This window comes from Haloterrigena turkmenica DSM 5511 (assembly GCF_000025325.1).
Lineage (GTDB): Archaea > Halobacteriota > Halobacteria > Halobacteriales > Natrialbaceae > Haloterrigena > Haloterrigena turkmenica.
In genome coordinates this window covers 149,327-168,204 of the sequence record NC_013746.1, presented here as the reverse complement: position 1 = coordinate 168,204, position 18,878 = coordinate 149,327, and the positions used below count along the sequence as shown (strand labels likewise).

General features: G+C 56.2%; 13 protein-coding genes and 4 pseudogenes. 13 read left to right on the top strand and 4 right to left on the bottom strand.

What is annotated here, in order from left to right; genetic code table 11:
* Window positions 1-3 precede the first annotated feature (3 nt).
* Complete coding sequence (locus HTUR_RS24015; RefSeq protein ID WP_012945968.1) at window positions 4-954, top strand: hypothetical protein; 951 nt, start codon at window positions 4-6, stop codon at window positions 952-954.
* 11 nt (window positions 955-965) lie between these two features.
* Here the strand turns inward: HTUR_RS24015 and HTUR_RS28355 are convergent, their stop codons facing one another.
* On the bottom strand, window positions 966-1,367 hold the full coding sequence (locus HTUR_RS28355) for a hypothetical protein (protein ID WP_226377579.1): 402 nt from the start codon (window positions 1,365-1,367) through the stop codon (window positions 966-968).
* Between the two features lie 132 nt (window positions 1,368-1,499).
* Here HTUR_RS28355 and HTUR_RS24010 point away from each other — a divergent pair, with 132 nt between their 5' ends.
* From HTUR_RS24010 to HTUR_RS27765, 5 genes are all read left to right on the top strand, one after another.
* On the top strand, window positions 1,500-3,635 hold the full coding sequence (locus tag HTUR_RS24010; protein WP_226377578.1) for a helicase HerA domain-containing protein: 2,136 nt from the start codon (window positions 1,500-1,502) through the stop codon (window positions 3,633-3,635).
* Entirely contained in the window at window positions 3,622-8,154 is a 4,533-nt protein-coding gene (locus HTUR_RS24005; RefSeq protein ID WP_012945966.1) for a PH domain-containing protein, read from the top strand. Before HTUR_RS24010 ends, HTUR_RS24005 begins: the two co-directional genes overlap by 14 nt.
* A gap of 56 nt (window positions 8,155-8,210) precedes the next feature.
* The gene (locus HTUR_RS24000) at window positions 8,211-9,137 is read left to right on the top strand and encodes a DNA primase (RefSeq protein ID WP_012945965.1); all 927 of its coding nucleotides are present in this window, start codon (window positions 8,211-8,213) and stop codon (window positions 9,135-9,137) included.
* The gene (locus HTUR_RS23995; protein ID WP_012945964.1) at window positions 9,130-10,665 is read left to right on the top strand and encodes a primase-associated protein; all 1,536 of its coding nucleotides are present in this window, start codon (window positions 9,130-9,132) and stop codon (window positions 10,663-10,665) included. Before HTUR_RS24000 ends, HTUR_RS23995 begins: the two co-directional genes overlap by 8 nt.
* A gap of 1,336 nt (window positions 10,666-12,001) precedes the next feature.
* Window positions 12,002-12,310, top strand: a complete 309-nt coding sequence (locus HTUR_RS27765) for a HalOD1 output domain-containing protein (protein WP_012945962.1) — start codon at window positions 12,002-12,004, stop codon at window positions 12,308-12,310.
* Between the two features lie 67 nt (window positions 12,311-12,377).
* Here the strand turns inward: HTUR_RS27765 and HTUR_RS23990 are convergent, their stop codons facing one another.
* Entirely contained in the window at window positions 12,378-12,650 is a 273-nt protein-coding gene (locus tag HTUR_RS23990; RefSeq protein ID WP_049942132.1) for a HalOD1 output domain-containing protein, read from the bottom strand.
* 278 nt (window positions 12,651-12,928) lie between these two features.
* Between HTUR_RS23990 and HTUR_RS23985 the strand changes: the two genes are divergently transcribed.
* The 6 genes and pseudogenes from HTUR_RS23985 to HTUR_RS23965 all read left to right on the top strand — a co-directional run bounded on the left by HTUR_RS23985 (window position 12,929) and on the right by HTUR_RS23965 (window position 17,809).
* The gene (locus HTUR_RS23985; protein WP_012945960.1) at window positions 12,929-13,489 is read left to right on the top strand and encodes a hypothetical protein; all 561 of its coding nucleotides are present in this window, start codon (window positions 12,929-12,931) and stop codon (window positions 13,487-13,489) included.
* Between the two features lie 415 nt (window positions 13,490-13,904).
* Entirely contained in the window at window positions 13,905-14,840 is a 936-nt protein-coding gene (locus HTUR_RS23980) for a cation diffusion facilitator family transporter (RefSeq protein ID WP_012945959.1), read from the top strand.
* Between the two features lie 121 nt (window positions 14,841-14,961).
* Window positions 14,962-15,619, top strand: a pseudogene (locus HTUR_RS23975) (ISH3 family transposase); the annotation flags it as partial.
* A 120-nt stretch (window positions 15,620-15,739) separates the two neighbouring features.
* Window positions 15,740-15,910, top strand: a pseudogene (locus tag HTUR_RS28890) (DUF7437 domain-containing protein); the annotation flags it as partial.
* A pseudogene (locus HTUR_RS23970) lies at window positions 15,898-16,308 on the top strand (DNA-binding protein); the annotation flags it as partial. The pseudogenes HTUR_RS28890 and HTUR_RS23970, both read left to right, overlap by 13 nt.
* A gap of 385 nt (window positions 16,309-16,693) precedes the next feature.
* Complete coding sequence (locus tag HTUR_RS23965) at window positions 16,694-17,809, top strand: glutamate-cysteine ligase family protein (RefSeq protein WP_012945956.1); 1,116 nt, start codon at window positions 16,694-16,696, stop codon at window positions 17,807-17,809.
* Window positions 17,810-17,861: 52 nt separating this feature from the next.
* On the opposite strand, the pseudogene HTUR_RS26480 reads toward HTUR_RS23965, so the two are convergent.
* Window positions 17,862-18,284 (bottom strand): annotated as a pseudogene (locus tag HTUR_RS26480) (sensor histidine kinase); the annotation flags it as partial.
* Window positions 18,285-18,379: 95 nt separating this feature from the next.
* Window positions 18,380-18,523, bottom strand: a complete 144-nt coding sequence (locus HTUR_RS28350) for a hypothetical protein (protein WP_226377595.1) — start codon at window positions 18,521-18,523, stop codon at window positions 18,380-18,382.
* Between HTUR_RS28350 and HTUR_RS28345 the strand changes: the two genes are divergently transcribed.
* The gene (locus HTUR_RS28345; RefSeq protein ID WP_226377577.1) at window positions 18,497-18,664 is read left to right on the top strand and encodes a transposase; all 168 of its coding nucleotides are present in this window, start codon (window positions 18,497-18,499) and stop codon (window positions 18,662-18,664) included. The genes HTUR_RS28350 and HTUR_RS28345 overlap by 27 nt on opposite strands.
* Window positions 18,665-18,878 lie beyond the last annotated feature (214 nt).

Genomic DNA, 18,878 nt, shown 5'->3' with positions numbered 1-18,878 from the left:
ACAATGGAAACTACACCCACTGACGAGACAGCCACCGAAACAGCCTCAGAATCACACGAAGAGGGCGAGGATCCCGTTGTCCAGTCGACTGCCAGCAGTGATCACACGCCGCCTACACCCGAGTCCGACCTCGAGGTCCTACGAGCACTCGACAAATTCCTTGACGATATCGACACAGACCTCCCAACCGCTCGAGAGCGCTCCCGAGCGCGTGATCACTTCGACCTCAAGGATCGCCTTGGTGGATCGACAACGACCCAGGAGACACTCAGCTTCGACTACGTCCGGGAGGATGGTATCGCCGTCGACGGTGACAGCTATATCGGCCTCTTGAAAGTCCATCCACAGAACTGGCTCTCGCTCAGTGAACAGGCCAGACACGACACGATGAGCGCGTATATGTCCTTCCTGATGTCGCTCGAGTTCAGCGTGGCCGTCCCCTGCTACCCGAAAACGTTTGACCTTACGGGGCATCTTGAGCGCTTCTACACGGCATCGTCGAGTACGACTGCTCGAGAAGAGACGCCGATCCTCCAGTATGGACGGAAGTTCTACATCCAGTGGGCGAGCGACCGGATTACAGACGCCGACCTCAAACAACGCGATTTCTACATCGTCACCCGTGTCGAGGCCGATCAAGTCCACAAGAATCTCGACACGGGAAGCGTTCTGAGCCAGCTTGGCAATCTCCCGCTCATCGGCGCTGCCTGCTCGCGAGTGCTTGCTCACACACCATTCGGTGAGTCACACGAAGACGCACGAACTGAGCTCTGCATTCGCGAAGTGAGACAGCGCCAGCGCCGGATTACGAACAAGCTCGGCCGGACGGAAGTCTCGATCGACCAGGTAACCGACCGTCAGGAAACCATGGAAATCCTGTACCACTACTACAACCATGTCGACCCGCAGTTCGAGAAGTTCAATCAAGCGACCAAAACGGGGGGAGAGTACTGATGGGCCTCCTCTCAGGGCTTCGTTCTCGTCTCACCTCGGGTAGTAAGCACACGCTCAAGGAGATCGATGACGAGACGTTCGACCGGGCAGCAGCGATCGTCGAGGCCAACGGCGACGACCTCACCAAGGAAAACATCCGCGAGCAAGCCGAGCATCTCCTCGAACTCGAGGAGGTCGACGAAGGTGAGTTCCGACTGGGTGTCGTCCAGGACGACACTGAACAGTCGCTTGCCGACCGGGATATCATCGCCCCACGAAAGCTGAAAGAAGTCTCCAACTTCTTTGAATCGGGGTACATGATCCGCAACGACAAGTTCGTCCGTACGCTGACGATCCACGGCTACCCCGAACGCGTCCCCTTGGGTTGGCTCGATGAACTGTATACGACGAACGATCACGTTCGGGTCACGCAACACATCCAGCCACGCGATACTGGGTCGGTTCTCCGTAAGTTGCAGAAACGCCTCACCCAGTTACGGGCTCGCCTCCACAAGAAACACGAGAAGAGCCAGACCGACACCCACGAGGAGGAGGCCGACCGTGACATGGTCCAGGAGTTGATCTGGGACATCATCCTCGGGGAGACGAAATTATTCGACTTCGCGATCTACATCGAGGTAGTCGCCGACAGCGAACAGGAGCTCAACGAGGCAACCGAACGCGTCGTTGATTCGCTCAGTACCGCGAACGCGGAAGCAGTCCCCCTCGAGAAACGGCAAGTCGAATCACAGGACGCACTCAGTCCGCTCGGTGACGATTCAATCAAGTCGACCCAGTTGATGCAGGAGACTGCCATCGGCACGATGTTTCCGTTCATTGAGCCGGTGATTACCGATCCCGAGGGGATCTTCTATGGGTTTGATACGACGAACACACCCGTAATCCTCGACAGATACGAGCTCTCCTCGTACTCGAAGGCAATCGCCGGTACAATGGGCTCCGGAAAGACGTTCGCCGAGAAACACGAGATGTACCATCGATTGATGATGGACCCCGAGATCGAGATGCTGGTTCTCGATCCGCTTGGAGACTTCGTCGACTTCGCGAACGATCTTGGTGGGCAAGTAATCCGCTTCGGCGGCGATAACACAGTCAACCCCCTCGAGATCCAGCGCGGTATCGACGACGCTGTGGACGATCCGTTTAAGAAGAAACTGCGCTCGGTGATGGAGCTGTTTCGCATCCATTTCTCGGCGGTGGCCGAGCAGTCGTTGAGCAAGGAACAGGAGGGAATCCTGCGGCGAGCGGTCCGACTTGCCTACCTCCAGTACGGCATCACGGAAGAGACGGCGACCCACGAGAACACGAGCCCAACGATCAAGGACCTCCTTGATATCCTCGCGGAAATCGCAGACGGTGGCCTGCCATCGGAATTCCTGGAACTCCACGGGGATGCGAACGACGAGCGGGTATGGCCCGAGATTGACCAGCTCGAGACACGGTTTCGGGATGGCGACGAGCAGTACGCCTACCAATTGCTGCTTGGTCTCGAGGCGTTCCAGAAGGGCGGCGAGAACGACAATCTGACCGGCCGGACGAACGTCGAACTCGACAATCGCTTAGTCGTCATTGACATGTCGATGTTCTCCGATACGGGGCAGGCACCACTGTTTATGCACGTGATGTTCGACTGGATCTACCAGCGAGCGGCCAGCGATCACGACCGCCGGACACAGGTGACGATCGACGAGGCTCACTACCTGTTGCGGCGGGAGGCGACGACAGATATGATCGATCTGTTCATCCGGCACAGTCGCCACTTCAATACCGCAATCACGCTTATCTCCCAGACTGTCGATGAATTCGTCGCCCAGTCAGACGACCAGTCCAAGGAGGCCGCCGAGAAAGCGCGCAACGTCTACAATCTCTGTGATATCAAGCAAATCTTCCACCACGAGTCGGTCAGCGACGAGATGATCGACTTCCACGACCTCACCCCCTCGGAGCAAACGTTCCTGACGACGGCCCAGACTGGCGAAGACGGGGGCTACTCGGAGTTTTTGCTCGAAGTCAATGAGTGGTCGAAACCACTTGCCCTCCACGTGAACGACTACGAAGTCTCCGTCCTCGACGATGATCTCGATCCGTGGGAGTATCTCGCCGAGAACCGGTATATCGACGCCGACGACGCCGGGTTCCTTGCCGCAGAGGGCCGACTTGATGAGTACGAGATTCCGGAGTCGGTGCTCGAGAAGGTGGACTTGAATGAGATCGACAAGGAGCCCGAGACCGATGAGGCGGTCGTCGAGAACGCCGATCGGGAGCGAGCTGATGTGGAGACCGAATATCACGAAAGAGACGTTAGTGAGACTGTTGAGGCCAGTCAAGGAGCGACAGCAGCTGCAGATGAGGGAGCGGAGGAACCGCATGAAGAAGCAGTAGAGGAACCGCATGAGAAGGGAGCGGAGGATTCCCGTGCTGAAGCGGCAGCGGATCCAGAAGACGATCTCACCACGATCACTGGAATCGGCGAGACGTACGCAGGGTATCTCGCTGAAGCGGGTGTCGAGACGGTTGGCGAGCTCGCTGTGGCAGATACCGAGTCACTTTCAGAGGAGACGTCGATCCCGCTCATGTTGCTTGATGAGTGGGCTGGTGCTGCCAGCTCGATGTGTGAACCAGCGACAGCGAGTGGAGAACCCTCCCCGACCACGGAGGTGACAACCGATGCAGACGACTGAGAAAACCGAGGGACCCTCCGATATCGACGCTGAGTCGCTCGAGTGGATCGTTGCAGAGGACGAGCAAGTGAAGCAGGTCTCCGACCTGAATGCGCAGTGGTCCGGTACACCACTGTTTCGAGGCGGATTTCGGGCATTTCTGGTTGCACTCGGCTTCGTGGCGGTCGCGCTCGCTCTTGGGACCAAGAGCATCGCTGGGATCACAACAGGACTGTCGCTCGTCGGACTCGAGTCCTATACGCTCGAGACAGCACTCATCACTGCCGAGATTCCACTCTGGTGGCTGAGTGCTGTCCCCATTCTGGTTGGTCTGACAGGCGTCGCGATCGGTATGCGTCCGATTGTTCGGGCGCTTCGAACCACGTACGTCCTCACGTCGGAGAACCTCTACGTCCGCACGCGGGGAATTCGTGGCGATGGATTCACGAAGCTTCACCTCGACCGTGTCGTCGACACCACTTTTCAGCAGTCGCTCATCGGCCAGCTGCTGTCGTATGGCACTGTCACGTTCAGTACGTTCGACCACACGTCGCCCGAAATCCAGTGCTGGGCGATCGAGGACCCAACAGAGCTTCACGAACGAGTGCTCGAGCTTGAGGCGTCCGCTAGCTCGCCGCTCGAGCGCACCCAAGAGTACATCCGAGTCGTTCCATCGACGGGCGAACGAGCGCCACCGGAAGTCATCAACCAGATCCGTCCCTTGCACGACGTCCGACGAGGTGGACTGTCGTGGTGGCAACAGCTCAACCCGCTTTCGGATCCCGATCCGCTCACGTTCGAGTTTGTGATCTACAGCGACGGGACGGACTCTCCGATCGAATTCTACTACACTTGCGAACAACACCTGTCCACGCTCTACGATCGGCTCAACTCGGCCTACCCCGACTCCGTGGAAATCGAACGTATGACTGTTGACTTTGCGGAGAAGCTCATCACTCCACAGCAGTACTCGTACGACGAGTTTGAAACCGCTCTCGAGAACGGGACGCTCCAGTGTACGCCCGCGGAGGTCGAAGCGCTCGTTCGTGTTCGTGGCTCCGAACCGACGCTTGCTGATGGAGGAGCGACGGCCATCAGCGAGCAGGTCGATCGAGACAGCACTGCCGAAGAGAGCACCAGTACGGAGGCTTTCGATTCTACGTCCGATACAGAAGGTTCTGATCCTGAGTCCAGTCACCCACTCGGCACGCAACTCCCGAGTGTTGACCTCGATGCACTCCGTGCGAAAGAGAACGCAGAAAACCGCGATCCAGGGTCGCTCACGTTCTCTCTCGAGACGCCAGTCGACACTAGTGAGGGAGTACTCGCTCGGCCACATCCGGATGAAGTTGAACCATATGGGTTGCGGTGGACCGGCAGTGGAGATCCGATGGCGGCGATCAAGAAGTTCGATGGGCAGATGGGTGAGGACGATCGAACGAAGGCGAGCTCACACGCGCCGCTGACCGTGCTGATCGATCATTTTGCAACCACCGATCACCCGATCGTCTTCCAGGCCGCGTTCGAAGGCGAGCCCGACCTGACGAGAGAGGGTGAATACCACATCGACGAAATCGAACAGGGACGCGATACGTTGGCTGGTGAAATCACCGTGGCCTTTCAAGAGTTTGTACGCGGTCCAAAGAACACCGAGTCGTCCTCATCGCGGTCAGAGTCACTCAGTGAATCTCGATCTGAGCGCATCGCTGAGATCAAAAACGAAGACTGGGGACATACGTTCACGACCAACCTGCGGGCGGTGACTGTCCCCACGAACTCGTCTCTGAGCGACACATCTGAAATTGAACACGACCTCCGGAACCTGAGTACCGTGTTCGATCCGCTTGCTGGCGACTACTATAAACTCGAGAGCGAACCCCTCCACGAGAAAGGAGTTCTTGAGCGCAGCCGGCGCAAGCAGTCGCGACGCTGTTTCAATCGGTTTCTCGAGGGTGAGGTTGTTGCTGGTGGGCGGGTGAGCCGGTCCGAACCCGATCTCCATCTCGATCCCGCCGAACTCTGCAACATGGTCATCGTCCCCAGTACCGAGCATCTCACCGACGAGGCGGTCAAAGAAACGCACGCAAATCCCGAAAGCCGCACGACTCTTCCTGGGTTGGACACCGCCCAACGCCGTCAGTATACCACGGGGATGTTCCTCGGTCAGGACGCCAACAGTGCTGTCGAGGGCCCGCTTCGGTTACCACCAAACCGTCAGTCGCGCCACTGGTTGCTCTGTGGCGCGACTGGCTCTGGGAAAAGCCAAGTCACGTATCACATGTTGCGCTCGCTCGCCGAGACGACACCCGGCCCGAACGTCCTCTTCGATCCGAAAGGCGACAACATGTGTAAAAACTACCTGATGGCCCACTACAAGAAATTCGGGAACCTCGACGACGTGTACTACTTCCGGGAGCCAGGAACACTGCCAGCCATCTCGTTCTTCGATATTCGATCAGCGCTCAAGGGGAACGATCGGGAGACGGCAGTCAAGGAGAAAGTCGATCACTTCCATGAGCTGATGCGGATGATCATGGGAGCGGAGAAGTACGAACAGGCGTTCGTGGCGAACGAAATTCTGACGTTCCTGATCCAAGCGTTGTTCGATCCGAAACACGGTGACGACGTCTTCGGGTTGGATGATCTCGTCGAGGCCGCGACGCGAATGCACCATCATCAGGAGCTGCCGGAGGTTTCGGAGATCAATGCCGACATCCACGACTCACTCGCCGCGCAGTTCGCCAAGGACGAAAATCAGTTCGACACGACGATGGGAGCGGTGATGAACCGGCTGAACAAACTGAAAGAGGATCGCCACCTTCACTGGATGCTTCGACACAAACCCGGTCGCGAAGTCGAATCCACCGGAGACGATCTCTACGGCTTCCACCAGCAGGAGACCCACTTCGACTTCAGTGAGTTCCTCGATGAAGATGTCACGATTCTGTTCGACCTCGGCGATCTCACGCTCGACGCCCAGCGTGGGTTCACCACAGTGATGTTGAGTGATCTGTGGCACTCGATCCAACGACGGCGGCGGACGAACCCTGAGAACGTGGTCAACGTTATCATGGAAGAGGCTGCACCGTTCGTCGCAACCGAACTGGTCGCCGATCAACTGCTCCCTCAGGGCCGATCGTCGGGACTGAGCCTTGGCTTCATCATGCAGTATCCCGAGCAGGTCAAGAAGTACCACAATGGGAACGGTGCGTACGAGGAACTGCTGACGGAGGTGCATACGAAACTGATTGGTGATATCTCGATGAAGGATCGGTTTGCGAAGACGTTCACGCACGACGAGTTGTCTGTGGAGGATGTCCGGAACCGGAACAACCGGATGGCAGCGGGCGAGTGGTTCACGAAACTCGTCTCCCCTGGATTCGGTGAGGAGCGACCAGCGCCGTTGACTCTGCACTCGCCCCCGATCATAAGCGGGCACCCAGAAAGCGACGAGCCGTTGACAGCGGCCGAACAGCAGCAATTCGACGAAGAGCTTCTGCCGGAGGTGCTCGAGCGGACAGAGGACGAATACGGGTTGTACGTACCGTCCCACGAGGACGCGATGGAGTGGTCGAATTGGAGCGATACAGATCGGCGGGCTGGCACGCCGCCGGCGCTGGACGAAGACCAGGGTGAAGAGATGGAGGTGTTCGACGAAGAGAGTGAGGACGTAGAAGCCCAGCAGCCGCTCGATGAGATCAGCCTTGACGACAGGGCCGACGATCAGTACGATGATAGAGACGATAGCAGTAAAGCGGAGACCACCGATGACGATCCAGTTGACGTTGCAAATGGAGCCGCCTTCTTCGATTCGTCTACGGACGAAGAGGAATGCCCAGTCTCGGACGATGAACTTCGGCGGCGGGGGCTCTCTCGAGACGATGCGATCTTCCTCAAACGTGTTCTTGACGCGATGAACCGTGACCTCCCGAATTACACGCTGTTAGAAGGGATGGGCGAATTACAAGAGGATCTCGATGGGGTTGACGTTGACGTGTTGATCGAACTCGAGCTGCTCGAGAAAGGGAAGGTGGACCGACGACCGTACTATACGGTGCTTCCGGATGGACGAGAGCTTCTCGGCGAGACAATTACCGCCCAACCGGGGATTGGTGATCTTGGAGAGAAGACGCCACACAAAGTTGGAGTCGAACTCCTGGCGCGCTGGCTCGAGACTCTCGAGGAGGTCGGTCGAGTGGAGCGATACTACCAGCAGTCCTCGGAGACGATTTTCGACGTTGCCGCGTTCGGCGGCGACAACGAACTCGTATGGGTTGGAGAAGTGGAGATGACGTCAAATAACGCGGAAGCAGTTGTGAATGATTACGAGAAGATGGCTGCGGTCGACACGGATGCCGTGTGGGCGTTCCCGTCACGTGACGACGCTGGCGAGATCGTGAATGTACTCGCCGATGCAGAACGTCTCCCTGAGAATGTGAGCGGTCGAACAGCTAACTCATGTTCACTTCTCCAGGAGGCAGTCGAAGGATTCGAAGCCGATGGAATGACGACTATCCACACCTTCAGAAAGCTGACTTAAACGAGTTGAATAATGACGGTTGACATGACATTCGAACTCACCGGTGGTAGACCCTTATGACCTGGCGACAGGCAACCCGTGGCGAGGTCTATGCGTACTATACCGAGGAGTTCCCCGAGTATGTAGATCAGTTACCGCCGTTTATCACCCCAACGGGACCGAAAGAGTTCGGGATCAGCTTCCGCGAGCGCCATCCCATCCGCAAAGAGAAGCGACCTGACCGAGACTTCATTCGACGGCCGACGTGGCGTACCACCTCAGATGGAAAGCCGATTGCACAGAACTTCAGCAACGTCGAAGAACTCGTCTCGTTCATCCAATCTCCTGCACGGTATGACCCGTTCCAGGGGAGTGAGTACGCGTTGGCCGATCCCGATCTGCTCGAGAAGAGCGATCCGATTTCGGATGGCGTCTACTACGGGTTAGACAACTGGGACCGATCGTGGGTTCTCGCGGTCGATATCGATGCGAAAGATATCGCCACAGCACGCGCTGAACGCGAGCTTGACGAGACCGACCTCGAGATCCAATCAGCAGATGCGAGTCGTGACGACACGTTGCTCGCCGAGACTGAGATTCGTGACGCCGACCCGACGGGGTATCCCTACTCGTTCGAGGATATCGACCGTGCGATCGAGTATGGCTTCAAAACGCGTGAGATCTTCATGGATGTGTTTGCTGCCGAGGAGACGATGGTCGTCTATTCCGGTCAAGGCGTTCACGTCTACCTGCTTGATGAGGATCTTGAATATGGGTACGACGAGAAAAGCCGAGAAGTGCTCAACGACCTCCTGCTCGAGCGTTATGAGATTCCGATCGATCCCGTTGTGACCGCCGACCGGAGCCGTCTGCTTCGCGTGCCCTACTCGTTGCACGCTGACGTCTGTCGCGTCGTCCAGCCGATCGAGAGCCCAGCGTTCGATCCCCGAACGGAAGCTCGCCCACAGTTCCTTGAAACGAAGAGTGAACTCACCCATGATTGACCCACGAGAGACTGACCGAGATGCCTACCTCGCTGCAGCGATCCCAACCAATTACACCGATAACGAGATCGTTCGACTGTTCACCCGCGGGTACGACCGCTACGTCGTCGATAATACACCAGACCGAGAGACATTGCTTTCGGATCTCGAACAGTTCGGGACTGCTGCATTCAAGAGCTCCCAGCGCAACCGTCCGCTCGAGTACCCATTCGTCGACGAACCTGCCACGCTCGTATTGTTGGCTACTCTCAGTACAGTTTGCGTGAGCGAACAACCCCGCTTCGAAGACACGCCGCCTCGTCGGAATCAAGTCCTTCATAACATCCGCGAGCTGTTCGCGACCAATCTCCTCGCACTTGTACATGAGTACGACGATCCGACTCTGTATCAGGATATTGCTGAGGTCCTCTACGCGAAAGGCCCCGGTCAGGACGGTCCTCACCCGGGTCGCGTCTGTACGGGCGTCAAACCGATGCCCGAATTCGACGATGAGGAGACTGCCGAAAATGAGTGCGATCTCTACGTGGAAATCCCAATGGCGGCTGCCTCTCGAAAGTGTCTCGCGCGAGCATCCACCGAAGCCACAAGTAGCGATGAGACGGGCGAGATTCGAACGCAGGTCAAGAACAACCATCTCTACGTTCCGCTCGACCACCTCCATGACACTTATCGATCGTACGCCAAGCGGTGTTTTGGCCGGTTACAGGCAGTTCAAGACCAGGAACTCGGTGAACCACAACGCAAGTGGCTTCGAAAGCACGAAACTGCCATCACCGAACGGACTGACTACGCCCTTGAGATCGGTCAGTACGAGAAGGTATGGAAAAACTGGGATCAAGGCGAGCAGATCGTCCGACTGCTCCAAAATGCGGTGCGAGCGTCACCCCAGACTCAGATCGGCGAGTTTCATACTGCTCAGGAGTTATCCGATGCGCTCGAGGCATACGAACCAGAGAACGAGGGTGAGAAAGCTCAGTTGGGGCAACTGTCCAACCACCGTAGTATCGCAAAAACACTCGCTAATTCTACGTCACATCGGTCGGTGACGATCGATCGGAGTGACCGCGTCAATACGTATCGCATCGGCCACTCGGGCGGTGGATCGCGCCCACTTGAAATCACGGAACTCGAAGACCTGTTTGAATTACCTTGTCTGGCAGCACTCGACGAACGGCTCCAAGAGGAAAAGCCAGTCCGAAAAGACCTCTTCAATCTCGTTCGGATGGTGATGTGGCTTCCGCAATATCGCAAGAAGCCGGTCGACGCGATCACTGATGAACTCAAAGATCTGTTCAGCCGGTGGCCATGGTTCGATCCAGAGATCTCTGCCTACCAGATCAAGTACGAAGCCCGACGGGGCGATCGTGGCATTGGTTCCGAGGGGAACACACCCCTGCCAATGAATTGTAATAATGACGATATGCAACGGTACTGTATCGGCAAAGAGCAGTGCCCCTACTCAATCTATGGAAGCCTCCCATTCCCCGACGACATGTACGACCAACTCGAGGAAACTGACCCCATTTAATATAGAAGAAAACCACCCAGGATTTAATCCTCTCTTCAGACCATTTATTCCACAGCTATACAAAAGATCTAAAAAGCCGGATTTGGTGCTATTCTACTCAACCAATATGATATCTAGTATATATTAATTACAGCTATTATCTAAAAGATAATATCCCGTTGCGCATTATCTGAGCCTTGCTGATGGAGAAATCAGCGAATAAGGGGGATTCTTCTGAGAATGCGACATCTAACTGTCTCTTCTGTCGTTCCTCAATTTGAACATTGAAATCAGAACCGGCTGAGTTGAGTGGCTGAAACTCCTCGTTGCGCGTTTTTTGACTTTCGTGCTTGAAATCTTTGCTCGTTGCGCGTATTGTTACGCCCTTAGATATGCGCAACAGAGATTTAAAACGATTTGAGGGCTTAAATCTGGTCGTGAATGACGGAAAACCGTCCAAAGGTATGGGGGTTTGTGCAAAAACAGAGGTGTGCACGACGGGTAGTGAGACGTGGAGAGTTCAGAGGGCAGGGGAAGGAGGATGTATCAGAAGTTGGAGGTTCGATCTGAAGTATGTTCACGACTCGAGAATGGAGGGATTGAGTTGGGTGTAGAACGGGTGGAAGGTAGGGGCAGTAACAAGTGGGTGATCGGAAGGGGAATGAGAGAGGAGTGAGAAGCATTTTTAGAACTCGATCAGTGGGTGAGTGGAGAGCGGTAGAGAGGTGGGAGGGGACAGGGTGTGAGACAAGGTAATAGATGTGAGAGAAAGTTGAGAAGAGAGCAGAATGTGAGGAGCCAATAGAGAAAGAAGAGGGTGGGAGAAGTAGAAAGAGGATGGTGCTCGAGGTGAGAGGGAGAAAAGAGAGTGAGGTGCAGAGAACGGAGTGAAGGGGGAGAACAGGGTGGAGTGTGGTGACCGGAGTGGAGTGGACTGAGATGAAGCTGAGGAGAGGTGAGAGTGGGAGGAACGTACAAGGTAGGAGCTAGCCCATGACGGAGAATATGGAAGAGAGTTCGAGGATAGAGAGGACTTGGAGAGGGAGGTGGTGGAGCGGGGATTGCTCACCTCGTGGGAAGAATGTGGCCGTGGGTGAGGACGTCGACAGTGAGGTGGGACTCGAGACAGTGGTGAGTGAAGAGCAGCTAGGAGGACGTCAGGGTAGATGATCGTGATGGTGGTGTACGTAGAGTGAGCTGTCATAGAATGGCTGCGTACCGATTGTGTTAATCCCGGCGAACGTTACATACGGTTGGCATATGTACCGCTAATTGTCAGAGAGAAGTTGACTCAGAAAATCACATCCTATATGCCAAGGGAAAGATCTGATAGAGGTATAATTCGTTATAAGAATGAATGGAATATCATAATCAACATCAGATAGCCGCAGACGGCGGGTCAGCGGTCCTTGTAGAAGAGCAACCAAGTGAATCCATAGTACAGACCGTAATACGAGGAATTGCAGCTGTACAAGGAACTCCCGAGTGTGACCTTGATCCGCTATACGATAGTATCGACCCAGAGGCGCTGAACGAACTGGTGCGACATTCACAGCGTGTCTCATCAGATATATCCATGAAATTCATCCACGAAGGATGTGCTGTTCTGGTGCGAAACGAAGACCCGATAAAAATCACGGATTCACCACCGGATGAAACGATGTAAAACCCCATGCTACTGCCGATAAGTTCGCAGACGTATTGAGCGATCCACGGCTATGGGAGGGGAGCCCTTACCCTGTTTTCACGAACTTCGCGTTACCGTTTTGTTCGACAGTGACTCGATACTGGTGATAGCTGAACGTAACCTCCATTTGGGCCTCTGGTGCTGGGGGATTAGAAAAGAGTTCATTGAGCATTCCATCTACACAGTCGTAGATCGGAGGTAACTCGGCAGAATCTACACCCTCAAAATCCATGATCGCCTCAATAACCTGTACTGAGGGGTTATTGCCGTCAGAGTCAAGCTCACGATGGACAACTTCCCTGTCAGTTCGATCTGGCATTACGAGACTACCTATCGAGAACTGTCGGTATAGCTATTTATATAGGATAACGCGGAGGTTTATTTGAAATAAAGCAGTCCAAACTGCTTTGCTGGTGACGCTGAGGATTTTAAAAGCGATAAATAAGCAGACCCACATATCGGCTGATTCACCGACGTAATGGGTGAAACCAATTCTTGGGAAAAGTTCTATGGCACCTTTAGAGTGGCAGGGAAGACGTCAGGCTAGGTGATCGCGACGGCAGTGTTGTTCGCCCACCTGAGAGGGGTGAGCGGGATATGAGCTGGACAGATCAACATCAGACGGAAGACGCAGAGGACGATGATCAGATCCTGAGCGAGGAATTCGACGACTGGGTTCAAGAAGGAGCAGCGCCAGGCGAGGAAGACGCAGAAGACGACGGCCAGGCTGATACCACAGCAGCGGACGAAGCCGAGGGTTCAACCGAGGATGGCGAGGAGAGTAGTGAGGGTGAGCAGGCCAAGGTTGCATCGATGAGTTCGAGTACTGTCTCGAGGCAGAGGGGAGATGAACCGCTGATGATGGACCAGTGCCCGCGGTGTGACGGTCGTGAGTTCGTTTCGAAGAAGCTCGTGTACGAGGAGTTCCACTACAGCGAAGGGGGTGAACTCGAGGGGCACCAGAACAATGTTCGGGCAGAGTTCGAGTACACGTGTCTCGAGTGTCAGGAACGGTTCCACGAATTACCGAGGAGTGCGCGATCGTACTATACAGAAGTGGCGGTGCTGCGGCAGGATCTGCGGCGAGCGATCCGGGTACAGCTACGAGCATGGGGCAGTTCGATGAAGTCCTGGATGCGGAAACCGTACAGAAGGTAGGGAATCGGTCGGTTTGAGGAAGAATGGATGTGAGTGGTGAGATGAGGTGAGTGTAGAGCGGCGAGCAGAGGGAGGACCGCACCGCATAGTACTACCTCCCACGAGCACCCGCCCACCTCCAGGTACCGGGCTGCTCGCTTGCTCTCTTCGAGCTCGCTGCGCTGCCGGGCTTTCCCCCAGTGCAGGATGTCATAAGTTCTTCTCAAAGATGGATTTCATCCCATGCTCTAGTGAATCAGCTGGCATGTAGGTGAGCATACTGACCGCTGTGAGTCCTCCCAGTTTCAGTACTGGTGTAGTGCTAGCACCCTTCTCTGTTAATAACTCATGTGAAATATATTGCTAACTATTAGCTGAGAATCCGGATTTTATAGCGGCTATTTTAATAAAATAGGGATAGCAACGGTGGAGCAAGATGAACGAACACGAGTCGGCCTACGATAGATCGCACGACGACCATAACCACGGACACGGGGGATCATCGACGAGCAGTCGAAAGCTAGCTGCCGTCTCGGTCATCAACCTCCTCGGATTCCTCGCTGAACTTGCTGGCGGTCTACTATTTGGTTCAGTCGCGCTCCTGAGCGACGCCTTTCACATGCTATTTGATGCGCTCGCGTACGTGATGGCGTTCGCTGCCGCCCACATTGCCGACAACTACGGAGATAGCGACCGCTGGTCGTACGGGCTCCATCGTCTCGAACCATTTGCCGCCTTCCTCAACGGCCTCTTATTGCTGCCGATGGTCGGGTTTATCCTCTGGGAATCCTACCAGCGGTTTCTTGAGCCGGTGGCAATCGGCACTGGCCCCACGCTCGCCATCGCAACGGGTGGCCTGCTAGTCAACATCGGCTCAGTGTACGTCCTACAGGGCGGCGAAATGAGCCTCAACGAACGAGGGGCGTTCTACCACCTTCTCGGCGATGCCGGTGGTTCAGTTGCCGTCATTATTTCTACGGTTATTATTGAGGTGACTAGACTCCAGATTATCGACCCAATCGTTGCAGGGCTAATCGCTGTTGTCATTACATGGTCGGCGGGGAAAGTACTCCGTGGGAGCAGTGCAATCTTCCTACACCGGACACCATTCGAGCAGCACGAGGTACGGGCCATCCTGCGGAAGGTCGATGGCGTGACCGCTGTAGACGATTTGCATGCATGGCAGATTTGTAGTCAGATCACGGTCGCCACCGTCCATCTTGAGACCGACGTGGAGACGATGGCTGAGGCCGAGACGGTAACTCGAAGCGTCCACGAGGAACTTGCCCATCACGGTGTCGATCACGCCACTGTCGAACTGTGTCCCGGCTATGGCGATCGCAGTACGCACCTGAACAATCACGCCCACTAACGATGACAGACGATTTTGCCTCCGAGTTCACGGCCACAGAGCGGACGACTTCCCCTATGTTCGAGATTCTTAAAGCGACTAAAGATAACGTGATACTCTACACATGCGTGAGAAACAAATGATATACGCTGAGTTTCTTGGTCTCCTTGATGGCCTTGACCTCCGTGTCAAGGCCGTCTACCTCGACCGCGGATTCTATGATAGTAAGTGCCTCTCGCTGTTGCAGACATAACTACGCCTACGTTATCCCAATTATTCAGTGGGGAGAGACGATTCAGCAGGAACTCTCGGAAGGATGGAGTTGCGTGATTGAACACGATCTGACAGGGAAACTCGACGGTCACAGCTGGACCGTCGAGTTTCCCGTCTACATCGACTGTACGTACCTGAATGGACGATATGACGAGCACGACGTGGCGCGTCACGGCTACGCCGCTGACGCGCCGTTCATCGAGACACCACGCGACGCTCGATACCATTACAGCAAACGCTTCGGTATCGAGTCAAGCTATCGCTTGCTCGGACAAGCGATAGCGACGACAACAACGCGAGACGCGACGGTCAGACTGCTGTACGTCGTAGTGAGTCTGCTGCTACAGAACGTTTGGCGGTATCTGCACTACGAATACGTGGCGACGCCCCGCCGAGGCGGGCGTCGCCTCTGGTGGTGGCCATACAAGGAGTTCGTCAACATGGTTCGCCGGGCTGCGGGGACGGCCCTCGCAGTGCGTCGGGCCGTCCCCGCGAACCGGCCTCCTGACGACCGGTTCCACCGGTAGTTACTGACCGAGCAAGTCTGTGTAGAGAGTGGCAACGCCGTCGCGTCGGCGGCTGACCGCCGCCGACAGCGACAGCTCCTCGTCGATCTCCGGAGTGAACTACATCGATCACTCCGATCAATGAGAGATATCATGGATGAAGAGACGCTCGACCCGGCAGCGCTTGCCCAGAACGCACCTCGCCTCGAGACAGTTGTTCAACTCCTCAATAAGCCAGCGCTTGCTCGTGTGTACGTCTACGTCTGCTATTGGGGGCCCGTTTCGCCGCCGGAGATTATGGACGGTCTCGAGCGGCGATCAGTCGGCGGTTGAGTGAAGCTGTCGTCGGTGGCCAAGACCTGACAAGTGCAGTCGTCACCGTATTCGAGGAACTGCAGACGGCGCCCGGACACGTCATCCCTATCGCGAAACTCGAGGAGGTCTCTCAGAAAGAGGTGAGTATCGAAGGGCGAGTCGAAACCCTGTGGGATCCATCGCACCCGAGCATCGCACAGGTCGGGCTCATCGCAGACGACAGTGGCCAGACACGCGTGACCATCTGGAAGTCGTCAGAGGCGCCGTGGATCGAGGAAGGTGAGCAGGTGCGCATTCACAAGGCTGCCCGGAACTGGCACGAGGGCCGCGTCTCACTGGCTGTGACCGGCTGGACGACGATCCACTTCCCCGAGCGCGGCCGCTGGTGGGAATAGCCATGTCTGAGCCCTTTTTTGCTGGTGTGAACGCAGTCACCGCCACCTCCCACCACCTCCACGGTCCGGGCTGCTCACGGCCGATGGCCGTTTCGCTGCCGGGCTTTCGCTACAGCATGAATCCGCTGATGTTGCCATCTCTTGGAGAGGTTTATAGTGAGAGTGTAATATTTGACCGCGGCTCGTTGTATCTCGACTTGTATTTCCGCCGATGTTGACTCGACTGTATTCATAACATAGCGGCGTCCGACCTACATACTTCGGCGGTCACCTCTTCGTCTTCACCCGACTAGAGCAGATACGATCGACTGACGATTTTCGGGACTGATCCCGCGTCGGCGACGTTGTAAAACGAACCCCCGATGTGCGGCACACCACTAATACCATGCAACTCAGTCTTGAGCTCGAATACTGGACCGTCGACGATACGGGAGCACTCGCATCAGCGAGGCCGGTACTCGAGCGCATCGATGATCTCCACGCCGAGAGCGCTGACCCGATGCTCGAGATCGTCACTGATCCGTGTGACGACGTGCCCGAACTCCGAGAGGAGGTCACTGTCAGACTACGAGAAGCGATCGAGGTCGCTCAGGAGGAGGGACGCCACCTCGTACCACTCGGCACGCCACTCAACGCCGGCCCGGTCACCACGAGCGATGGTCCTCGAACGCGGATTCAGCGAGAGGTCCTCGGTGAGGCGTTCGAAAATGCCACCCACTGTGCCGGCACACATCTGCACGTCGACCAGATCGAGGGGGCCGTAACCGACCAGCTGAACCTGCTGACCGCACTAGATCCGGCGTTTGCGCTCGTTGCGAGCTCTTCGTACAACCAGGGGCACAACGTGGCTGCCTGCGCCCGATCCCACGTCTACCGGCAGACGTGTTACGGCGACCATCCCCAACTCGGTCAGTTGTGGCCCTACGTCGAGGACGTTGCCGAGTGGGACGATCGAATCGACGCCGCGTTCGATCAGTTCCGTCGACAGGCGCTGTCTTACGGTGTCGAACCGGCGACGTTCGATGCGCACTTCACGCCAGAAGACTCGATCTGGGCACCGGTTCGCTTGCGCGAGAAGTTCGACACGATCGAATGGCGGGCGCCGGACGTCGCGTTACCCGGACAGATCTTGCGACTCGTCGAGGACATCCGGGACATCCTGAGCCTTGTCCCGGATAGGCGAGTCGAGATAGGTGGACGCGCTGGTGTCACGACATCAACCGTGTCGATACCAGCGTTCGATCGGCTGCAACAGTACGTGAAGTTAGCCATAGACCACGGGCTCGAAGACCTCACTATCAGGCGATATCTGGAAACGATGGGATTCGATACGGCCGCCTATCGTCCCATTTCGGCGGAGCTCGGCAACACGTCCCGGATGAGCCAAGAGCGAGCACAGTGGCTTCGGCTCCGATACGCCGATAGGCTCGAGCGAGAGGTCGAAGCGCTCACCGTCGAGCAATCGCCGGCATGGACAGAAATGACGCAATCGGCCCGATAACGGCACTGGGTCGAATCTCTCTGCAAGTGAGCGCAGATAGATAGTGGGACGTCTATACTGGCGGATCCCTGCTGGAAGGAAGGGTAAAGGAGAACGTCGATCCGTCACCGGGCTCGGACTCGACCCAAATCTCCCCGTCGTGACGCTCAACGATTCGCCGACAGGTTGCCAGCCCGATTCCCGAACCAGAGTGCTCGTCGATCGTGTGAAGGCGCTGGAAGACCTCGAAGATGCGCTGCTGATCGTCCGGATCGATCCCGATACCCTCGTCGGAAATCGAGATCACTTGCTCTGTCCCCCTGTTCTCGGCCGAAATATGGACTCGCGGAGGCTCGTCTCCGGAGTACTCGATTGCGTTACTCAACAGGTTCTGGAACAGTTGCCGCAGTTGACTCGCGTCCCCTTCGACACGAGGGAGGTCGGCAGTCGAAATCTCGGCGTTGCTCTCTTCGATCTGAACCTGTAAGGCTCTTAGCGCGCAACGTCGACACCGTATACGTCGGCGATCTCACCGATGTGTTGGGCACGCACTGGTCGGCGGACGTGAACGAGAAAACGCACGCGTTCTGGTCACACCGCCAACTCATCAACCGGATCGAACTCACGCTCGGCGATGTCGGCATCACCGTCGAGCAAGTGAACGAGTTTAATTAGAGTAGCAAGTGTCCCGAGTGTGGAAGTGATGACGTGTCGCGCGATGGCGACGCGTTCCACTGCTATGAATGCGGGTTAGGCGCTCATAGTGATATTACAGGGGCGTGGAATCTACTACAAGACAACGTTGGGCCGATGGCGCGGCCCGCTGCCCTACTCGCTGAACACGATAGGGACGCACCCGATTCAGGGGCGTACTAGGAGTGAAATGGACACGATTAGACACCCGCGAGATTTGGGGAACAGTCGCGCTCGTTTGACCAAACCAGTATCAGTAAACCCGCAATTTCACAGTCGGGGTAGTCTGCTGGCCGGATTTCCCACGGAGGAATCCCACGACTTCAGTCGTGCGGAGGACGTCAAAACGACGTCCTCGAGCGTCTTCTTGCCAGGAGGACACTGGTGACTTCTATGA